This is a genomic window from Pseudomonas extremorientalis, from assembly GCF_001870465.1.
Classification (GTDB): domain Bacteria; phylum Pseudomonadota; class Gammaproteobacteria; order Pseudomonadales; family Pseudomonadaceae; genus Aquipseudomonas; species Aquipseudomonas extremorientalis.
On record NZ_MDGK01000037.1, the window covers coordinates 337,793 to 357,827 of the forward strand.

The 20,035-nt window shown below is 62.5% G+C and carries 20 protein-coding genes and 1 other RNA gene; 10 read left to right on the forward strand and 11 right to left on the reverse strand.

Going from position 1 to position 20,035, the window contains the following annotated elements; translation table 11 throughout:
• Positions 1-39 precede the first annotated feature (39 nt).
• The 8 genes from gcvT to BFN10_RS15775 form a co-directional block, all read right to left on the reverse strand.
• The gene (gene gcvT / locus BFN10_RS15740; protein WP_071490446.1) at positions 40-1,122 is read right to left on the reverse strand and encodes a glycine cleavage system aminomethyltransferase GcvT; all 1,083 of its coding nucleotides are present in this window, start codon (positions 1,120-1,122) and stop codon (positions 40-42) included.
• Between the two features lie 156 nt (positions 1,123-1,278).
• A complete protein-coding gene (locus BFN10_RS15745; RefSeq protein ID WP_071490447.1) occupies positions 1,279-2,895 on the reverse strand; it encodes an ABC transporter permease in 1,617 nt (538 codons plus the stop codon).
• Between the two features lie 149 nt (positions 2,896-3,044).
• On the reverse strand, positions 3,045-4,049 hold the full coding sequence (locus BFN10_RS15750) for an extracellular solute-binding protein (protein WP_071490448.1): 1,005 nt from the start codon (positions 4,047-4,049) through the stop codon (positions 3,045-3,047).
• Positions 4,050-4,209: 160 nt separating this feature from the next.
• Positions 4,210-5,427 (reverse strand): 2-octaprenyl-3-methyl-6-methoxy-1,4-benzoquinol hydroxylase, encoded by a 1,218-nt coding sequence (locus tag BFN10_RS15755; RefSeq protein ID WP_165447917.1) that lies wholly within the window; start codon positions 5,425-5,427, stop codon positions 4,210-4,212.
• Between the two features lie 9 nt (positions 5,428-5,436).
• On the reverse strand, positions 5,437-5,922 hold the full coding sequence (locus tag BFN10_RS15760; protein ID WP_071490450.1) for a DUF4442 domain-containing protein: 486 nt from the start codon (positions 5,920-5,922) through the stop codon (positions 5,437-5,439).
• Complete coding sequence (ubiH, locus tag BFN10_RS15765; RefSeq protein ID WP_071490451.1) at positions 5,915-7,102, reverse strand: 2-octaprenyl-6-methoxyphenyl hydroxylase; 1,188 nt, start codon at positions 7,100-7,102, stop codon at positions 5,915-5,917. Before ubiH ends, BFN10_RS15760 begins: the two co-directional genes overlap by 8 nt.
• Positions 7,099-8,421 carry a Xaa-Pro aminopeptidase gene (gene pepP / locus BFN10_RS15770; protein WP_071490452.1) on the reverse strand — a complete coding sequence of 441 codons (1,323 nt, stop codon included), beginning with the start codon at positions 8,419-8,421 and terminating at the stop codon, positions 7,099-7,101. Before pepP ends, ubiH begins: the two co-directional genes overlap by 4 nt.
• A gap of 20 nt (positions 8,422-8,441) precedes the next feature.
• Positions 8,442-8,999, reverse strand: a complete 558-nt coding sequence (locus tag BFN10_RS15775; RefSeq protein ID WP_058426458.1) for a YecA/YgfB family protein — start codon at positions 8,997-8,999, stop codon at positions 8,442-8,444.
• Positions 9,000-9,137: 138 nt separating this feature from the next.
• On the opposite strand from BFN10_RS15775, the gene BFN10_RS15780 reads away from it, so the two are divergent.
• From BFN10_RS15780 to BFN10_RS15795, 4 genes are all read left to right on the forward strand, one after another.
• Entirely contained in the window at positions 9,138-9,347 is a 210-nt protein-coding gene (locus BFN10_RS15780; protein ID WP_007982902.1) for a TIGR02449 family protein, read from the forward strand.
• On the forward strand, positions 9,344-9,661 hold the full coding sequence (locus BFN10_RS15785) for a cell division protein ZapA (protein ID WP_058426457.1): 318 nt from the start codon (positions 9,344-9,346) through the stop codon (positions 9,659-9,661). Before BFN10_RS15780 ends, BFN10_RS15785 begins: the two co-directional genes overlap by 4 nt.
• A gap of 30 nt (positions 9,662-9,691) precedes the next feature.
• Positions 9,692-9,870, forward strand: a non-coding RNA gene (gene ssrS / locus BFN10_RS15790) — 6S RNA.
• A 56-nt stretch (positions 9,871-9,926) separates the two neighbouring features.
• A complete protein-coding gene (locus BFN10_RS15795) occupies positions 9,927-10,556 on the forward strand; it encodes a 5-formyltetrahydrofolate cyclo-ligase (RefSeq protein ID WP_071490453.1) in 630 nt (209 codons plus the stop codon).
• A 7-nt stretch (positions 10,557-10,563) separates the two neighbouring features.
• On the opposite strand, the gene BFN10_RS29460 is transcribed toward BFN10_RS15795, so the two are convergent.
• Positions 10,564-10,713 carry a hypothetical protein gene (locus BFN10_RS29460; RefSeq protein ID WP_010207387.1) on the reverse strand — a complete coding sequence of 50 codons (150 nt, stop codon included), beginning with the start codon at positions 10,711-10,713 and terminating at the stop codon, positions 10,564-10,566.
• Between the two features lie 195 nt (positions 10,714-10,908).
• Here BFN10_RS29460 and BFN10_RS15800 point away from each other — a divergent pair, with 195 nt between their 5' ends.
• The 4 genes from BFN10_RS15800 to BFN10_RS15815 all read left to right on the forward strand — a co-directional run bounded on the left by BFN10_RS15800 (position 10,909) and on the right by BFN10_RS15815 (position 16,225).
• Positions 10,909-11,358 (forward strand): EVE domain-containing protein, encoded by a 450-nt coding sequence (locus BFN10_RS15800; protein WP_071490454.1) that lies wholly within the window; start codon positions 10,909-10,911, stop codon positions 11,356-11,358.
• Positions 11,359-11,427: 69 nt separating this feature from the next.
• Positions 11,428-12,393: an HlyD family secretion protein gene (locus BFN10_RS15805; RefSeq protein WP_071490455.1), complete on the forward strand. Its 966-nt coding sequence runs from the start codon at positions 11,428-11,430 to the stop codon at positions 12,391-12,393.
• Entirely contained in the window at positions 12,390-15,107 is a 2,718-nt protein-coding gene (rbbA, locus tag BFN10_RS15810) for a ribosome-associated ATPase/putative transporter RbbA (protein WP_071490456.1), read from the forward strand. Before BFN10_RS15805 ends, rbbA begins: the two co-directional genes overlap by 4 nt.
• Positions 15,107-16,225 (forward strand): ABC transporter permease, encoded by a 1,119-nt coding sequence (locus BFN10_RS15815; RefSeq protein WP_071490457.1) that lies wholly within the window; start codon positions 15,107-15,109, stop codon positions 16,223-16,225. Before rbbA ends, BFN10_RS15815 begins: the two co-directional genes overlap by 1 nt.
• 96 nt (positions 16,226-16,321) lie before the next feature.
• Here BFN10_RS15815 and BFN10_RS15820 read toward each other — a convergent pair whose 3' ends face one another.
• Positions 16,322-16,729, reverse strand: coding sequence for a flagellar basal body-associated protein FliL (locus BFN10_RS15820; RefSeq protein WP_032884296.1), 408 nt, complete (start codon positions 16,727-16,729; stop codon positions 16,322-16,324).
• A 150-nt stretch (positions 16,730-16,879) separates the two neighbouring features.
• On the opposite strand from BFN10_RS15820, the gene BFN10_RS15825 reads away from it, so the two are divergent.
• Both BFN10_RS15825 and glpT read left to right on the forward strand, forming a co-directional pair.
• Positions 16,880-17,857, forward strand: coding sequence for an NADPH:quinone oxidoreductase family protein (locus BFN10_RS15825; protein WP_071490458.1), 978 nt, complete (start codon positions 16,880-16,882; stop codon positions 17,855-17,857).
• A gap of 187 nt (positions 17,858-18,044) precedes the next feature.
• Entirely contained in the window at positions 18,045-19,382 is a 1,338-nt protein-coding gene (gene glpT / locus BFN10_RS15830; RefSeq protein ID WP_025857408.1) for a glycerol-3-phosphate transporter, read from the forward strand.
• Here the strand turns inward: glpT and BFN10_RS15835 are convergent.
• A complete protein-coding gene (locus tag BFN10_RS15835; protein WP_071490459.1) occupies positions 19,379-20,032 on the reverse strand; it encodes a gamma-glutamylcyclotransferase in 654 nt (217 codons plus the stop codon). The two genes, glpT and BFN10_RS15835, sit on opposite strands and share 4 nt — an antisense overlap.
• Positions 20,033-20,035 lie beyond the last annotated feature (3 nt).

A 20,035-nucleotide genomic window follows, 5' to 3' on the forward strand; every position in this document is an offset into this window, starting at 1 on the left:
AGAAGTAATGTCAGCGGCCTTCGGCCTGCCGGAAATAGGTTAGATCAAGGTTTTGCCATGGCGCACGAAGGTCGGTTTGACCACTCGAACCGGGTACCACTTGCCGCGGATTTCCACTTCGGCCCGATCAGCGGTTGCCGTCGGTACACGCGCCAGCGCAATGGATTTGCTCAGCGTAGGAGAGAAACTACCACTGGTGATCTCCCCTTCGCCAATATTGGCGATACGAACCACCTGGTGAGCACGCAAAACCCCGCGTTCTTCCAGTACCAGCCCGACCAGTTTGAACTGCACACCAGCTGCTTTTTCCGCTTCCAGTGCGGTGCGGCCAATGAAATTACGCTCGGCCGGTTCCCAGGCGATGCTCCAGGCCATATTCGACGCCAGGGGCGAAACCTCCTGGTGGATGTCCTGGCCGTACAGGTTCATGCCCGCTTCCAGGCGCAAGGTATCGCGGGCGCCGAGGCCGATGGGTGAAATACCAGCGCCCACCAGGTCATTGAAAAAGCCCGGTGCCTGATCGGCAGGCAGGACAATTTCCAGGCCGTCTTCGCCGGTGTACCCGGTACGTGCGATAAACCAGTCACCATCGGCGCGGCCTTCGAAGGGCTTGAGCTGGTGAATCAGGGTGCTGCGCGATTGAGTGACCAGCTCAGCGATCTTCTGCCGGGCGTGGGGGCCTTGGATGGCCAGCATCGCCAACTCGGCGCGCTCATGCAGTTGCACCTGATAGTCGCCCAGTTGCGCGTGCATCCAGGCCATATCCTGGTCGCGGGTGGCGGCGTTGACCACCAGCCGATAGGCGGCCTCGGTGCGGTAGACAATCATGTCGTCCACCACGCCGCCCTGCTCGTTGAGCATGGCGCTGTACAACGCACGGCCGCAGTCGTGCAGGCGTTCGACATCATTGGCCAGCAGGTGCTGCAGCCATTCCTTGGCCTGGGGGCCGCTGACATCGATCACGGTCATATGAGATACATCGAACACCCCGCAGTCGCGTCGCACCTGATGGTGCTCCTCAACTTGCGAGCCGTAGTGCAGAGGCATATCCCAACCGCCAAAATCGACCATTTTCGCGCCGAGGGCGAGATGCAGGTCATACAGAGGCGTACGCTGTCCCATGGGTTTCTCCTTCCGGGCTTGGCGAAGGTGCGCGGAGCTACTGTCCGCGCTGAACACCTTGATTCACAAGGCCTGCAGCCACGTCCAGCGACCCGCTCCAAAAGACGAAGCGCACCGAATGCCGCGCATTGTAGCCGCAAGCCGTAGGACTGGCACCTAACCGATTTGCCGTGCAGAGCGTCGGATGAGCCCGATCACCGGCAACAGGCCCACCAGCACCAGGGTCAACGCCGGCAAAGAGGCCCGTGCCCACTCGCCTTCGCTGGTCATTTCAAAGATCCGCACCGCCAGCGTGTCCCAGCCGAACGGGCGCATCAGCAAGGTGGCAGGCATTTCCTTGAGCACATCGACAAACACCAGGAGTGCTGCGCTCAACGTGCCCGGCAACAGCAACGGGAGATACACTTTGCAAAACAGTCGTGGACCACTGACGCCAAGACTGCGTGCAGCTTCCGGCAGGGACGGACGGATACGCGCCAGGCTGTTTTCCAACGGCCCATAGGCCACCGCCAGGAAACGCACCAGATACGCCAGCACCAGCGCCGACAGGCTGCCCAGCAACAACGGCTTGCCCGCCCCGCCGAGCCAGCCGGACAGCGGCACCACCAGTTCACGGTCCAGATAGCTGAACGCCAACATGATCGATACCGCCAGCACCGAGCCCGGCAAGGCATAGCCAACGTTGGCCAGGCTGATACCGGAACGGATCGCCCGTGTCGGCGCCAGGCGGTTGGCGAACGCCAGTACCAGCGCCACGCTGACCGTGATCAAGGCCGCGATGCCGCCCAGGTAAAGCGTATGGAGGATCAGGCCCGAATAGCGCTCATCCAGATCGAAGCGGCCGCGCTGCCAGAACCAGGCCACCAGTTGCAGCATCGGGATGACAAACGCGCAGGCGAACACCAACGCGCACCAACTGCTGGCTGCGGCCGCCTTGACCCCGCGCAGGTGGTACAACGCCTTGCCCCGTGGCCGCTCATTGCCTGGCCGGCTGGCGCCCCTGGCGCGCCGCTCGCCGTACAGCACCAACATCACCACCAGCAGCAACAGGCTGGCCAGTTGGGCGGCGCTGGAAAGACTGAAGAAGCCGTACCACGTCTTGTAGATGGCGGTGGTGAACGTATCGAAGTTGAACACCGAGACCGCGCCGAAATCCGCCAGCGTTTCCATCAACGCCAAGGCGACTCCAGCCCCAATCGCCGGGCGCGCCATGGGCAGAGCCACGTGCCAGAACGCTCGCCATGGCGATTGCCCGAGCACCCGCGCGGCCTCCATCAGGCCTTTGCCCTGGGCCAGGAATGCGGTGCGCGCCAATAGATAAACATAGGGATAGAACACCAGGACCAGAACGATGATCACACCGCCGGTGGAGCGCACCCGTGGCAGGCGCAGCCCGGTGCCGAACCATTCACGCAACAGGGTTTGCACGGGGCCGGAGAAGTCCAGCAGGCCGACAAATACAAAGGCCAGCACATAGGCAGGAATGGCGAACGGCAACATCAGTGCCCAATCGAGCCAGCGTCGTCCGGGGAATTCGCAGAGGCTGGTCAGCCAGGCCAGGCTGACGCCCAATAGGGTCACGCCAATGCCGACGCCCAGCACCAGGGTGAGCGTGTTGCCCAGCAGGCGCGGCATCTGGGTTTCCCACAGGTGCGACCAGACCTGTGCATCGATACTTTGCCAGGACAGCAACAGCACGCTCAGCGGCAACAGCACCAGGGCGGCGACGGTAAAGACCGGCAGGTACCAGCGGCGTTGGGCGGGGTGGGCCAAAGTCAGCTCTCAATGAATGTCTTAAATTCAACTCAATCCAATGTGGGAGGGGGCTTGCCCCCGATGGCGGTGGATCTGTCCATGATGAGTGAACTGATATATCCCGCTATCGGGGACAAGCCCCCTCCCACATTTTGACCCGTAGTGTGTCAGTTCCAGCCGGCGCGATCCATCAACCGAATAGCCTCAGCCTGTCGCTTGCCCGCGACTTCCACCGGCAAGGTATCCGCGACGAACTTGCCCCACGTCGCCACTTCGGCTGACGGCGGCACCGCCGGGTTGGCCGGGAACTCCTGGTTCACGTCGGCAAAGATCTTCTGCGCCTCAGGCGTGGTCATCCACTCCACCAGCGCCTTGGCGGCTTCCGGATGCGGCGCGTGCTGGGTCAGGCCGATACCCGACAGGTTCACGTGCACGCCACGGTCACCCTGGTTCGGCCAGAACAGCTTCACGGCCAGGTCCGGCTTCTGCTTGTGCAGGCGGCCATAGTAGTAGGTGTTGACGATACCCACGTCGCACTGCCCGGCGTTGATGGCTTCGAGCACGGCGATGTCATCGGAGAACACGTCGGTGGACAGGTTGTTGACCCAACCCTTGACGATCTCTTCGGTCTTGGCCGCGCCGTGGGTTTCGATCAGGGTGGCGGTCAGCGACTGGTTGTAGACCTTTTTCGCCGTACGCAGGCACAGGCGGCCTTCCCATTGTTTGTCGGCCAGGGCTTCGTAGGTGGTGAGGTCACCCGGTTTTACCCGGTCGGTGGAATAGGCGATGGTGCGTGCGCGCAGGCTCAAGCCGGTCCAGGTGTGTTTTGACGAGCGATATTGCAGGGGAATGTTCTTGTCGATCACCGGAGAGGTGAACGGTTGCAGGATACCCATCTGCTCGGCCTGCCAGAGGTTGCCGGCATCGACGGTGAGCAACAGGTCGGCGGTTGCGTTTGCGCCCTCGGCCTTGATGCGCTGCATCAGCGGCGCTTCCTTGTCGGTGATGAACTTGACCTGCACGCCGGTTTTTTGGGTGTAGGCGTCGAAGACCGGCTTGATCAGCTCATCGATACGCGAGGAGTAGACCACCACTTCGTCGGCGGCCTGCACGGTGGTGCTGCCGATCAGGGTGAGTGCCAGGGCAGTCAGGAGGCGCTTGGGTGCCAACATGGGTGCGGTCTCTCATTTGCAAAAAGAGGGCAAATGATAAGGACTCACATTTGGTAGCGCTCGGTGGAGGCGTTACCAGATGTTGCATGACGGATATTGCTTGTAGGCTGATGGCCTCATCGGGGGCAAGCCCCCTCCCACAAGGGGTCGCATTTCAATATCAGGGTTTGGCAAGGTTCGGGAGATCGCCAGTCAGGCCGAGAGCCTGGCGTACGAACACGGCCTTGGCCTCGGGCATCTGGTCGACCATCTTCAGCCCGGCGTTGCGCAGCCAGCGCAGCGGTAGTTGATCGGCCTGGAACAACCGCTCAAAGCCCTCCATCGCCGCCATCAGCGCCAGGTTATGCGGCATGCGTCGACGCTCGTATCGGCTCAGCACCTTCACGTCCGCCAGGCGCTCGCCGCGCTCGGTCGCCGCCAACAAGACTTCAGCCAATGTCGCCGCATCAAGGAAGCCCAGGTTCACGCCCTGTCCCGCCAATGGGTGGATGACGTGGGCCGCGTCGCCGATCAATGCCAGGCCTTCGGCCACGTAGCGTTTGGCGTGGCGCTGACGCAACGGGACGCACACGCGCGGGTCGGCGCTCAGCACCGTACCAAGGCGCCCTTCAAAGGCGCGTTCCAGTTCACGGCAGAAACGTTCATCATCCAGCGCCATCAAGCGCTCGGACTCGGCCGGCGTGGTCGACCAGACGATCGAACACCAATCCTCATGCCCATCCCGCACCAGCGGCAAAAACGCCAGCGGGCCGGAATCGGTAAAGCGTTGCCACGCCGTACGCTGATGCGGCTGGCTGCTGCGCACGCTGGTAACGATTGCGTTATGCAGATAATCCCATTCGCGGGTGGCGGTGCCGGTCAGGCGGCGTACGGCGGAGTTGGCACCATCGGCGGCCACCACCAGCGGCGCGCGCAATTTGCGCCCGTCGGCCAGGGTCAGCAGCCAGTCATCGCCGGAGCGGCGCATCTGTTCCAGGCGCGCATTGGCCAGCAGGCCCAGGTCGCAGTCGTGCAGACGGTCGAGCAAGGCATCCTGCACAACGCGGTTCTCGACGATATGCCCGAGCACCTCGGCATGTACGCTGGCCGCCGAGAAGTGGATCTGCCCGGTGCCGCTGCCGTCCCACACCTGCATCTCGCCATAAGGGCTGGCGCGGCGCGACAGGATGCCGTCCCACACGCCCAGGCGTTCGAGGATGCGTTGGCTGGCAGCCGACAAGGCGCTCACGCGGGGTTCAAACGCCGCGTCACGGTCGAACGGCTTGACGCTCAGCGGGCTGCCGTCGAGCAGCAGCACCTGCAGGCCGCTGCCCTGCAACGCCAGCGCCAGGGCGCTTCCGACCATTCCGGCCCCGACAATCAGCACATCTGCGCGCATATCCATGCTTTAAGCCTGTCTCACTGGCGGCTTGCGCCGCACGTAAAGGGTTTTGTCGACCCGCGCCACCAGGGTGCCGGAGCCGTCATGAATCTGCACCTCGAGGTGGGGCAGGTACTTCTCGCCACCTTCGGTGTGTCGACGGATCTCGTCCAACAAGGTCTCGTCGATGGAGAATTCGGTATACACCGGACCTTTGCCGGGCGAAATGAAATCGATACTCGCCGCCTTGTCCCACACGATGTAGTCGCGGCCCAGGTTCTCCATCAGCATCAACATGTAGAACGGGTCAACCATCGAGTACAGGCTGCCGCCGAATTGCGTGCCGACATAGTTGCGGTTGTACCAGCCCAGGCCCATGCGCACTTTGACGTGACGAAAATCGGCGCTCATGTGCTGCACGCTGACCCCCGCGCCCAGATACGGCGGGTACAGGGTCATGATCCAACGCAACAACCGCGCCTTGCCCAGACGCGCGATCAACCACTTACGCATCGGGGCGCGTGCCCAGGCCCATGGCCTGCCGGGCGAACCAGCGCTTGGCCGGCGGCAACAGGTCCAGGCCCAGCAAACCCAGGTTGCGCCCCACCGCGACCAACGGTTGGGCGCTGCCAAACAGGCGGGTGACCTGGTCGGAGAAGCCCACGGTGAGGCTCTGGTCCAGTCGCTGGCGCTCGCGATAGCCCTGCAAGGTGGCTAAATCACCCGGCACCTGCGGCCCGGCCAGCAAGGCCTCGGCCAGGGCATTCGCGTCACGCAGGGACAGGTTGAAGCCTTGCCCGGCAATCGGGTGCAGGCTGTGGGCGGCATTGCCAAGGATCGCCAGGTGCGAACGCACCTGCTCCTCGGCTTCCACCAGCGTCAGCGGATACAGGTGGCGGGCACCGACCTGCTTGAGGGTGCCCAGGCGATAGCCGAACACACCCTGCAATTCACTCAGGAAACTGCGCTCATCGAGACCGGCCAGGCGCTGCGCATCCATGCCGATGCGGGTCCAGACCAGCGCGCAGCGGTTGTCTGGCAGCGGCAGCAAGGCCATCGGGCCTTCATCGGTGAAGCGCTCGAACGCCTCGCCGTTGTGGGCTTCGCTAGGGGTGATGTTGGCGATCAGCGCGCTCTGATTGTACGGGCGGGTTTTCACGCCAATGCCCAATTGCTCGCGCAGGCCGGAGCGGCCGCCGTCGGCCAGTACGGCAAGATCACACTCCAGCACGGTTTCATCATTGAGGGTCAGGCGGTAGCCATCGGGCAGCGGCTCCATGCGTGTGACCTCGGCCGGGCAACGCCAGCTGACCACGTCTTTGTCCAGGCCTTGCCACAGGCATTGGCCCAGCCAGGCGTTTTCCACCACGTAGCCGAGGGCCGGCACGCCCTCCTCCATCGCGGACAGACGTGCAGTGGAGAAACGCCCACGGTCGGACACATGGATCTGCTTGATCGGCTCGGCGCGGCGGGAAATGTCCTGCCACAGGCCCAGGCGCTGATAGATTTGCCGGGCGCCGAAGGACAGCGCCGACGAACGTGCATCGTAGCTCGGCTGGTAGCTGTCGCCCGGCGCGAAGGGTTCGATCAGCACGATCTTCCAGCCACGGGCCCTGGCCCCGGCCTGCAACGCCAGTGCCAGGCTGGCACCCACCAGGCCGCCGCCGATGATCGCCAGGTTGACCCGGCTCATCGGGCAGCCGCCATCAGCGCTTCGATGTCGGCGACGGTCTTGGGCACGCCGCCGGTCAGGATTTCACAGCCTTGCTTGGTCACTACCACGTCGTCCTCGATGCGTACGCCAATGCCACGCCATTTCTTTGCCACGTTCTGGTTGTCCGGCGAAATGTAGATCCCCGGCTCCACGGTCAACGCCATGCCGACTTCCAGCACACGCCATTCACCGCCCACTTTGTATTCGCCCACATCATGCACATCCATGCCCAGCCAATGGCCGGCGCGGTGCATGTAAAACGCCTTATAGGCTTCGCTGGCGATCAGTTCGTCGACGTCACCCTGCAACAATCCCAGCTTGACCAACCCGGCGGTGATGACGTGCACGGTCGCCTCATGGGCCTGGTTCCAATGCTTGTCCGGGGCGATCTCGGCGAAGGCCGCTTCCTGGGAGGCCAGCACAATCTCGTAGATCGCCTTTTGTTCCGGCGAGAACTTGCCATTGACCGGCCAGGTGCGGGTGATGTCGCTGGCATAGCAGTCGATCTCGCAACCGGCGTCGATCAGCACCAGGTCGCCGTCCTTGAGCACCGCGTCATTCTGCTGGTAATGCAGGATGCAGCTGTTGCGCCCGGCGGCGACGATGGAACCGTAGGCCGGCATTTTCGCGCCGCCTTTGCGAAATTCATAATCCAGCTCGGCTTCCAGGCTGAACTCATACAGGCCGGCCCGGCTGGCCTGCATCGCCTTCACGTGGGCCGCGCAGGAGATTCGCGCCGCCTCGCGCATCACCTTCACTTCCGCCGCCGATTTATACAGGCGCATGTCGTGCAACAGATGATCCAGCGCAACGAATTCGTTCGGTGGCTGGGCGCCCAGGTGGGCTTTGGAGCGGATCACGTTGATCCATTCCATCAGGTGCCGGTCGAACTCCGCATTGCTGCCCATGGCCGAGTACACCCGGTCGCGGCCTTCGATGAGGCCGGGCAGGATGTCGTCGATATCGGTGATGGGGAAGGCATCGTCGGCGCCAAAGTCACGGATTGCGCCTTCGGTGCCGGCGCGCAGGCCGTCCCATAGTTCGCGTTCGGCGTTGCGTTCGCGGCAGAACAGCACGTACTCGCCGTGCTGGCGACCGGGCATCAGCACGATCACCGCTTCCGGCTCGGGGAAGCCGCTCAGGTACTGGAAGTCGCTGTCCTGGCGGTAGACATGCTCGACATCACGGTTGCGGATCGCCACGGCGGCGGCCGGCAGGATCGCGATGCTGTTGGGTTCCATCTGCGCCATGAGCGCCTTGCGGCGCCGGGTGTATTCCGCTTTCGGGATATGGATCATGGGCAGATAGGTTTCCTTTCTTAGTGCAGCGAAGGCTTGGGTGCAGCCGGCTCAGCCGATTTTTTGGTCTCGGTGAACAGCAGCAGCGGCGCGACGCGCAGGTATTCCATCACTTCCATGTAGTCGCCCTCACCGTCTTCGGACTCTTCCAGGGCGTCTTGCACCTGGGAGATGGCTGCCAGGTCCTGCAGCACTTCCTTGGCGTCGGTGCTCAGTTCCAGGCCGCCGGCGTTCACGCCGAAACCGTGGAGGAAGCCCTGGCACCATTGGCCCAGTGCGGCGGCACGCTCGGTAAGCGGCGCGTCGTCGGTCGGCAGCAGCAGGACCACGGTGACGTCATCACCGGTCAGCTCGCCCTTGACCATCTCTTGGAGGCCGATCAGCGCGTTGCGCACGTTGTCGGTCGGTTCGGTTTCCAGCAGCTCGGCCACGTCGGCCAGCCAGTTGTCGGCATCAAAGCCGACGCCGGTGCAGCTACGGCCCAGCAACACGCCGTGCAGTTCGGCTGGCGAGCAGGGGTGGCCGCTGGCGCTCAGCAGTTTGGAGAAAGCATCGTATGGGGAGTTCTGAATAGGCATGGTGAGCTAGGCGCCAGACGGCGCAATGTCTAGAATGGAGCGCTGTATCCTAGCACCGGCAGACGTACCAAGACTATCAAGGGCGTCAGATCGTTTATCCTGCAGTTGCCATTCATCAGACAAATCCAGTGGAACCCAATGGAAGACACCGACCTGCAAGCGCTGATGGCCAGACTCGAATTGCTAATTACTCGGGTCGAGCAACTTAAGAGTCAAAACGGACTCCTATTAGCTCAGGAAAAGACCTGGCGCGAGGAACGCGCTCACCTCATTGAAAAAAACGAAATCGCCCGGCGTAAGGTCGAATCGATGATTTCGCGCCTGAAGGCCCTGGAGCAAGACTCATGAGTTCAAGCAATAGCGTCACCGTGCAGATCCTCGACAAAGAATATTCGATCATCTGCCCCCAGGAAGAGCGCAACAACCTGGTGAGCGCCGCCCGCTACCTGGATGGCAAGATGCGTGAAATCCGCAGCAGCGGCAAAGTCATCGGCGCTGACCGCATCGCCGTGATGGCCGCCCTGAACATTACCCACGATCTGCTGCATAAGCAGGAACGCCCTGACGTGCAGGCCAGCGGCTCGACACGTGAGCAGGTGCGTGACTTGCTGGAACGTGTCGATCTGGTGCTTTCCAGCGACCCGGAAGCACCCAAGGGCTGATTGCCGCGACGGTTTAAGGTATACTCGCCCCACTCCCTGGCGTGTTTGCCAGTCGGCGATGTCCCTGAGCCGATTCGCACTACCCTGGAAGTTGCACGTTGGGCTGGTGTGCATGTCCGCTAGACGGAAAGCCTTAAAGCCTACTGCATCTTCCACCTTGAACTTTCGGGTTCAAGGGCTAAGTCGACAGCGGCTCTGTCGGGGAGCCTGAATTCCCAAACTCAATGCCAGTCTCCGGACTGGCATTGTTTTATGAGCCGAAACCATGACCGAACCTGCGCCGCTTTCCCGTCCGCAACTTCGACGCATGTTGCGCAAAGCCCGCCGCGCCCTCACGCCGAGCGAGCAGCGCAAGGCCGCCCGGGGCCTGTATCGGCAACTGGCACAGCATCCGCTGTTTCGCCGGGCCAAACATATCTCTTTGTATCTACCGACGGACGGTGAAATCGATCCGCGCTTGCTGCTGCGCGCCGCCCAGCGCCGGGGCAAGGCCACCTACCTGCCGGTGCTCAGCGCGTGGCCTCGGACCAAGATGGTGTTCCAGCGCGTAAGGCCTGGGGAAAAGCTGCTGCCCAATCGCTTTCGCATCCTGGAGCCCCGGATGAATATCAGCCGCCAACGCAACGTCTGGGCGCTGGACCTGGTGTTGCTGCCGTTGGTGGGGTTCGATGATGCGGGAGGGCGCTTGGGCATGGGCGGCGGGTTCTACGACCGCAGCCTGGCCTACCTGGCGCGGCGACAGAGCTGGCGCAAGCCGACGCTGCTGGGTCTGGCCCATGAATGTCAGAAGGTCGAACGGTTGGCACAGGCAAGCTGGGATGTGCCGCTGGCGGGCACCGTCACCGATAAGCATTGGTATAGTGCGAAGACGCCACTGGAGTCAGCGGCGCCTTGAAGAAGGGTCAGCGCTTGAACGGTTGTGGCTGCTGCTGAGCCAGTTCAACGGGCGCATCGGTCTTGTTCGACCACAAGCTTTGGGCATACCCGGTGGTCACGACGCCCAGACCAAACAAAATCACCAAAATCCATAGTAAATCCGGTTTACGTTGCATCGATTGCCCCCCTTCAGGCATCTCGTACACGATGACAACAACGTTCCAAAGTAGTCCGTTGCAGCTGCGTCAAGCTTTAAAAGCCGGCATTCTGCGGTAACGTGAACCAACACGCAAACCTTGGCGCCAACCGACTGTCGGTTTGTCATTAAATTGCAGGACAACTTGCCCACTGCTTATTTCAGGAGCCCAAAAATGGCCTATTGGCTGATGAAATCCGAGCCCGACGAGCTCTCCATCAAAGGCCTGGAAAAACTCGGCCAAGCCCGCTGGGACGGGGTGCGCAATTACCAGGCGCGTAACTTCCTGCGGGCCATGGCGGTGGGTGACGAGTTTTTCTTCTATCACTCCAGTTGCCCGGAGCCGGGTATTGCCGGCATCGGCAAAATCATCAAGGCGGCCTATCCGGACCCCACCGCGCTGGAGCCCGAAAGCCACTACTTCGACGCCAAGGCCAGCCCGGAAAAAAATCCGTGGAGCGCGATCAACGTCGCCCATGTCCAGACCTTTCCCAAGGTGCTCGGCCTGGGCTATCTCAAACAGCAAACGGCCCTTGCCGAATTGCCTCTGGTGCAAAAAGGCAGCCGGCTTTCGGTGATGCCCGTCACGCCCGAGCAATGGGCCGCCGTCATCAAGTTGATTTGACTGACCGGCATCAACGCCGCACCGGGGCAAACCGCTCACACTAGGACGCTAACGCCGCAGGAAGCAGCCATGTCGACGAACCACCACACCTCCCGCCTATTCGCCGTTGCCCTCATCGCCTTGTTGCTGGGTGCCGGCGGCTTCGGTTATTGGCGCTCCACCCAGGACCGCCTGCCCGAAGGCCTGAGCATGGGCAATGGGCGCCTGGAATCCACCGAAGTGCAGATCGCTGCCAAGATCCCCGGGCGCCTGGCCGAAGTGCGGGTGGACGAAGGCGATAAGGTGCTCAAAGGCCAACTGCTCGCGCGCATGGACACCCGCACCCTCGAAGCCCAACGCGCCCAGGCCGAAGCCGAAGTGCTGCGCGCCAAGGAAAACTTCGCCGCTGCCGAGGCCAATGTACAACTGCGCCAGAGCGAACAACTGCTGGCCAACCAGGAACTCAAGCGCACCCAGGAGCTGTACAAGCGCGGCTTCGCCAGCAGCCAGTTGATCGACCAGCAGCAAGCCCGGCAGAACACCGGCAACGCCGCCGTGATTGCCGCCCAGGCCCAGGTCAATTCGGTGAAAGCCGCGATTGGCGCCGCCCAGGCCCAGGTCGCCCAGCTCACCAGCGAGATCGACGACAGCAGCCTGCGCGCGCCCATCGACGGAATCATCCAGCTGCGCCTGGCCGAGCCCGGCGAAGTGCTCGGCGCGGGTGGCCGCGTGCTGCTACTGATCGACCCTAATGATCAGTACATGAACCTCTACCTGCCCGCTTCCGTGACCGGTCGCCTCACCGTCGGCAGCGACGCACGCATCCTGCTCGACGCCCTGCCCGACCAGCCGCTGCCGGCCAGGATCAGCTTCGTCGCCGCCAAATCCCAGTTCACCCCCAAGGAAGTGGAAACCCGCGACGAACGCCAGAAACTGGTATTCCGCGTCAAACTGCGCCTGACCCAACCCAGCGCCGTGCCCCAGGCCAAACCGGGCATGCCCGGCGCCGGTTATGTGCGCACGGCTGACATTGATTGGCCGGCCAACCTGCAATGACCGCCCTGGCGCTGCAGGCCACGGGGATCAATCATCGCTACGGCAAGCAACAGGCCCTGGTTGATATCACTTTCAGCCTGCCGGCTGGTACGCGCTGCGGGTTGATCGGCCCGGATGGCGCAGGCAAGTCGAGCCTCCTGGGCTTGATCGCCGGGGTTAAAAAGCTCCAGGACGGCCAGTTGCAGGTGCTCGGCGGCGCCATCGAAGATCGCCGCCACCGCAACAGCCTGTACCCGCGCATTGCCTTTATGCCCCAGGGTTTGGGCGGCAACCTGTACCCCGAGCTGTCCATCAGCGAAAACATCCGCTTTTTTGCCACGCTGTTCGGCCTGTCCCAAGCCGATTGCGACCAGCGCATGCACAACCTGCTGCTGGCCACCGACCTCGCGCGTTTCGCCGAACGCCCGGCGGGCAAGCTCTCCGGCGGCATGAAGCAGAAGCTCGGTTTGTGCTGCGCGCTGATCCACGACCCGGACCTGCTGATCCTCGACGAACCCACCACCGGCGTCGACCCGCTGTCACGTCGGCGCTTCTGGGAACTGGTCGACAGCGTACGCAGCGAACGCCCTCAACTGACGCTGCTGGTGGCCACGGCCTACATGGAAGAGGCCGAGCAGTTCGAACACTGCCTGATGCTCGATCGCGGCAAGCTGATCGCCGATGGCCTGAGCAGCGACTTGGCCGCCGCGACACCCAGCGGAAAGCTGGACGAAGCCTTCACCCACTTCCAGGGTGACAGCGCTCACGACAACCAGCCGCTGGTGATCCCGCCGAGGCAAAGCGACAACACCGATATCGCCATCGAGGCCCATGACCTGACCCTGCGTTTTGGCGTTTTCACCGCAGTGAACAAGGTCAGCTTCGCCATTGGTCGCGGCGAGATCTTCGGTTTCCTCGGCTCCAACGGCTGCGGCAAGACCACCACCATGAAAGTCCTCACCGGGCTGATGCCGGCCACCGAGGGCAGCGCGACGCTGCTGGGCAACCCGGTGAACGCCAAGGACCTAGCCACCCGCAAGCGCGTGGGTTTCATGTCGCAAAGCTTCTCGCTGTACGGCGAACTCAGCGTGCGCCAGAACCTGGTGCTGCATGCGCAACTGTTCGACCTGCCCAAGGCGGACAGCGGCCCGCGCATCGATGAGCTGATCCAGCGTTTCGACCTCGGTGACGTCGCCGAGCAACCGTCCGGCGAGCTGCCCTTGGGCCTGCGCCAGCGCTTGTCATTGGCGGTGGCGGTGCTGCATCGTCCGGAAGTGCTGATTCTCGACGAGCCCACCTCGGGCGTCGACCCGGCCGCCAGGGATGACTTCTGGCGATTGCTGATCGAGCTGTCCCGCGAGCAAGGCGTGACCATCTTCCTGTCCACACACTTCATGAACGAAGCCCAGCGCTGCGACCGCATCTCCTTGATGCACGCGGGCAAGGTGCTGGCCTGCGATACGCCGGATGCGCTGCAACAGCAATTCCACGGCGATACGTTGGAAGCGGCGTTCGTCACCTGCCTGGAGCGCGCCCAGGGCGAAGCCGAGCCTACTGCGCCCGCCAAGACTGTCAGCGGAACCAGCACACCGCCCATGAGTAAACGGGGGTTCAGCCTGGCCCGGCTAGCGGCCGTGGCCAGCCGGGAAGGCAAGGAACTGCTGCGCGACAGAGTGCGCATGGCCTTCGCCCTGCTGGGGGCGATGTTCATGATGGTGATCTTCGGCTATGGCATTTCCCTGGATGTGGAAAACCTCGCCTTCGCCGTCTACGACCAGGACCAGACGCCGCAAAGCCGCGCCTACCTGGAGGCGTTTCGCAGTTCGCGCTATTTCGCCGAGCAAGCGCCGATCCAGGACTCGACTGAACTGCACCGGCGCCTGCAACGTTCAGAAATCAAACTGGCCCTGGAGATCCCGCCTGGTTTTGGTCGCGATCTCTATGCCGGCCGCCAGCCTACAGTGGCCGCGTGGCTGGACGGCGGCATGCCGTTTCGCGCGGAAACCAGCCGTAACTATGTCGAGGCCGTGCATCAGGAGAACCTGCAGCAACTGGCCGAACTGAGCAGCCTGCCGCGCAACACCCCGGCCGCCGCCAGGCTGGAAACGCGCTTTCGCTATAACCAGGACGTGGTTAGCGTGAATGCCATAGGCCCCGGCGTGATGGCGCTGATCCTGGCATTTATCCCGGCCATGCTCACCGCGCTCGGCATCGTGCGCGAAAAGGAGTTGGGCTCGATCACCAACTTCTACGCCACGCCGCTGACCCGACTGGAGTTCCTGCTCGGCAAACAGGCACCGTACCTGGCCGTGAGCCTGGTCAACCTGGCGGTATTGGTGGCGATGAACCGCTGGCTGTTCGGCGTACCCTTCAAGGGCAGCGCCCTCACCCTGGCGTTCGGCGGCCTGCTCTACGTGCTGGCGACCACCAGCATGGGCCTGCTGATTTCGGCCTTCACCCGCACGCAGATCGCGGCGATCCTCGGCACCATGATCATCACCAGCTTGCCGACGATCCAGTTCTCCGGGCTGATCGTGCCGCGCTCGTCCCTGGAGGGCGCGGCGGCCTTGATGGGTATGCTGTTTCCGGCGGGGCACTTCCTGGACATTGCCGTGGGCACCTTCACCAAGGCCCTGGACCTGCGCCAGTTGTGGCCCCAGTGCCTGGCGCTGTTCGGGTTCTTCGTCGGGTTTACCGGGCTGAGCCTGGTCATGCTCAAGAAGCAGGAGGCCTGATGCATAAGTTCGCGCACATTCTGCGGCTGGGAATCAAGGAACTGACCAGCCTGCGCCACGACAGCGTATTGCTGCTGTTTCTGTTCTACGCCTTCACCGTCGCCATCTATATGCCCGCCGCCGGTTCGGTGATCGGTGTGCACAATGCCAGCGTAGCGTTTGTCGATGAAGACCACAGCGCCCTCTCACGGCAGATGGCCGAAGCGCTGCAACCGCCCGAATTCCAGGCGCCTGCACCGTTGGTCTATGACCAATTGGACAGGGTCATGGACAGCGGCAAGTACACCTTCGTAATCAATGTGCCGGCGAACTTCCAGGCGGACCTGTTGGCGGGGCGCCAGCCGGGGGTGCAGGTGAATGTGGATGCCACGGCGATGAGCCAGGCGTTCATGGGGGCGGGCTATATCGGGCGGATTTTCCAGCGAGAACTGCTGACCTACAGCGGACAAGCCGATGCCGCCAGCCGGGCACCCGCGCAGCTCACTACCCGGGCGCTGTTCAACACCAATCTGGAGGGCGGCTGGTTCCTGGCGGTGATCCAGATCGTCAACAACATCACCATCCTCGCCATTATCCTCACCGGCACTGCCCTGCTGCGTGAGCGTGAACACGGCACCCTCGACCACCTGCTGGTGCTGCCGCTGACGGCGCTGGAAATCATGCTGGCAAAAATCTGGAGCAACATGCTGGTGGTGGTGCTGTGCACCTGGCTGTCGCTGGAGGTGGTGGTCAAAGGCTTGCTCGGTGTACCACTGGCCGGATCGCTGGGGTTGTTCCTGTTCGTGACAGCGCTGTACCTGTTTGCCAGCACGGCGCTGGGGATTTTCCTCGCCACGCTTGCCCGTTCGACGCCGCAATTCGGCCTGCTGGCGATTCCGGTGATTATCCCGATGCTGTTGCTCTCAGGCGGCAGTACGCCGCTGGACAGCATGCCCGAGTGGTTGCAGTGGGTGATGCAGGGGTCGCCGTCGACGCATTTTGTGAGTTTGAGTGCGGCGATTCTGTTTCGTGATGCAGGGGTGAGCGTGGTGTGGCCGGACTTGCTGGCGCTGGCGGGGATTGGGTTGGTGTTTTTTGTGGTGGCGTTGGCGCGGTTCAGGAAAAGCCTGGCGTCCTGAGGCGCCTGTACCGCCGTCATCGGGGGCAAGCCCCCTCCCACATTTGATCGCATTCCAACTGTGGGAGGGGGCTTGCCCCCGATGGGCGCGCTGCGGTTACTGGATGATCAGGTTGTTGAACAACAGGTCTTCCACCACCGGTTTGCCGGTTTCGTCGTTCATCACTTGCTGGGTCTGCTTCAGGGCTTCCTGGCGCAGTTTTTCCTTGCCCTCGACGGTGCTCATCGCCTCGTTGGTCTGCTGGGTGAACAGCGCCACCAACTGGTTACGGATCAACGCATCGTTGGCTTTGACGGCGGCGGCCGCTTCGGTGCCGGTCACGCGCAGGGCGATGTCGGCCTTGAACACCTTGAGTTTCGCCGTGCCATCCAGGCCGTAGTTGCCCACGAACGGCGGGCTCAGGCTGATATAGCTGACCTTCGGCGCCTCGCCTTCTTTGGCTTCTTCGGCCTGGGCCGCCATCGGCAAGGTCAGGGCCAGCATCAACAGGATCCACGCTTTCACAGTTCATTCCTCACATTCGGTTGCCGGGTAGCATAACGCTAGCAAGGCAGAGCACAAGCTTATGGCGGCTTATCAGGCCTGGGCATGCTCGTTGACCCACGGGCGTACCCTCCTACACTTATCGGCCACGACGCCAAAAGGAATAGTCCGATGAAAGCTGTGCTGTGCAAAGCCTTCGGCCCTGCCGAAACCCTGGTGCTGGAAGATGTCGCAAGCCCTGCGATCAAGAAGAACGAAATCCTGCTGGACGTGCACGCGGCCGGGGTCAACTTCCCGGATACGCTGATCATCGAGGGCAAGTACCAGTTCAAGCCGCCCTTTCCGTTCTCGCCGGGTGGCGAGGCGGCAGGCGTGGTCAGTGAAGTGGGCGAAAAAGTCGGCCACCTGAAAGTCGGTGACCGGGTCATGGCGCTGACCGGCTGGGGCAGCTTTGCCGAACAGGTCGCGGTGCCGGGCTATAACGTACTGCCGATCCCGCCGAGCATGGATTTCAACACCGCCGCCGCGTTCAGCATGACCTACGGCACGTCGATGCACGCGCTCAAGCAACGGGCCAACCTGCAAGCCGGCGAAACCCTGCTGGTACTCGGCGCTTCCGGTGGCGTGGGCCTGGCCGCCGTGGAAATCGGCAAAGCCATGGGCGCCCGTGTGATCGCCGCCGCCAGCAGCGCCGACAAACTCGCGGTGGCCAAGGCCGCCGGCGCCGATGAGTTGATCAACTACAGCGAAGCCAGCCTGAAAGACGAGATCAAGCGCCTCACGGACGGCAATGGCGCCGATGTGATCTACGACCCGGTGGGGGGCGACCTGTTTGACCAAGCCATTCGCGCCATCGCCTGGAACGGCCGCTTGCTGGTGGTGGGGTTTGCCAGCGGGCGCATTCCGGAGTTGCCGGTGAACCTGGCGCTGCTCAAGGGCGCGGCGGTGGTAGGGGTGTTCTGGGGTTCGTTCGCTCAGCGCCAGCCGCAGGATAATGCGGCGAACTTCCAGCAGTTGTTCACCTGGTACGGCGAGGGCAAGTTGAAGCCGTTGGTGTCGCAGGTGTATCCGCTGGAACAGGCCGCCCAGGCAATCAATGACCTGGGGCAGCGCAAGGCGGTTGGTAAAGTGGTCGTCCAGACTCGATAAAAAATTTGAAATAGGGTCAATGTGGGAGGGGCAAGCTCCCCTCACACATTTTGATCTCCGGTGTTCGTAAGGGAACATTCATTAGGGTTCATTTCTTGTTGTTTACAGATAAGAGGCGATGCTATTTTCGGTAACGAAACTGTAACATTCGCATCCGCAGTCAAAACAAGAAATCTGGAGCTCTTGAATGTTTGCTTTCTTTCGTCCTGCCGCACATCAGGCGCCCCTGCCTGAAGAAAAAATAGACAGTACCTACCGACGCCTGCGCTGGCAGATCTTCGCCGGTATTTTCTTCGGTTACGCCGGGTACTACCTGCTGCGCAAGAACTTCTCCCTGGCCATGCCTTACCTGATCGACGAGGGCTATACCCGCGGCGAACTGGGCCTGGCGATGTCGGCTATCGCGATTGCCTACGGCCTGTCCAAGTTCCTCATGGGCCTGGTGTCCGACCGCTCCAACCCGCGCTACTTCCTGCCCTTCGGCCTGCTGGTTTCCGCCGGGGTGATGTTCATTTTCGGTTTCGCACCTTGGGCGACGTCCAGCGTGACCATGATGTTCATTTTGCTGTTCATCAACGGTTGGGCCCAGGGCATGGGCTGGCCGCCAAGTGGACGGACCATGGTGCACTGGTGGTCGCAGAAAGAACGCGGCGGCGTGGTGTCGGTGTGGAACGTGGCGCACAACGTCGGCGGCGGCCTGATCGGCCCGCTGTTCCTGCTGGGCATGGCCTGGTTCAACGACTGGCACGCGGCGTTCTACGTACCGGCCACCGTCGCGTTGCTGGTCGCGGCCTTTGCCTTCATCACCATGCGCGACACCCCGCAATCGGTAGGCCTGCCGCCAATCGAGCAATACAAGAACGATTACCCGGAAGGCTACGACGCCAGCCACGAAGACGAATTCAGCGCCAAGGAAATCTTCGTCAAGTACGTGCTGCGCAACAAAATGCTGTGGTACATCGCCTTCGCCAACGTGTTTGTCTACCTGCTGCGCTATGGCGTACTGGACTGGGCACCGACCTACCTGAAAGAAGCCAAGCACTTCACGGTGGATAAATCGTCGTGGGCGTACTTCTTCTATGAGTGGGCCGGTATCCCGGGCACGCTGTTGTGCGGCTGGATGTCGGACAAGATCTTCCGTGGCAACCGTGGCCTGACCGGCATCGTGTTCATGGCGTTGGTGACTGTGGCGACCCTGGTGTACTGGCTCAACCCGCCGGGCAACCCGATGATCGACATGATCGCGCTGTTCTCCATCGGCTTCCTGATCTACGGCCCAGTGATGCTGATCGGCCTGCAGGCGCTGGAACTGGCACCGAAGAAAGCCGCCGGCACCGCTGCGGGCTTCACCGGCCTGTTCGGTTACCTGGGCGGCTCGGTGGCTGCCAGTGCGGCCATGGGTTACACCGTGGACCATTTCGGCTGGGACGGTGGTTTCGTGCTGCTGATCGGCGCGTGCCTGCTGGCAATCGCCTTTCTGATCCCAACGCTGTGGCACACCAACAGCGTCAGCTCGGCGCGTTAACCGCCTGGGCAATCCTTTGCACAGCGCTTGAGCCGCGCCTCCAGGTTCTTATCTGGCATGGCGTGGCTACGCAGGGCGTTGACGGTCTGCTCGACATAATCGCGAGTGGTGCCGTAACGCCCGCAAGCGCTTTGCAGCACATGGTTCAGCACGATATCGGGCAAGTTACCGGCGTAACTGGGCAAGTGCCGTTCCAACACAAACCCCAGCGCCTGTACGGTATTGCCATCTTCCAGACGGCAGCTGAGCCAGTGTGGCCGGTAGGACGGGTAAGGCATCTCGCGCTGCCACAGGGCGTACAGCGAGGCCTCCAACTGATCGTCCGGCAAACGGTAGGCAAATCCGCTGCAGGAGCCGCCGCGATCCAGACCAAACACCAATCCCGGCAACTCCGGTGTCCCCCGATGCTCATGGGACCACAGGTACAGGCCCCGGTGATAACCGTGGACCCGTGCCCGCATCCGCTCGGTCGAGGAGCATTCAGGGCGCCAGATCAGCGAACCATAAGCGAATAACCAGACCGGCCCACCCTTATGCCGCGCCATAGTGGCCTGCATCGAGCTCATCAACTGTTCGTGAGTGAGTTGCGGCCCAAGATCGAGCCGCGGAGGGTAAGCCAATTGCAAGAGATCGGATTCAATAACGGTCATGGC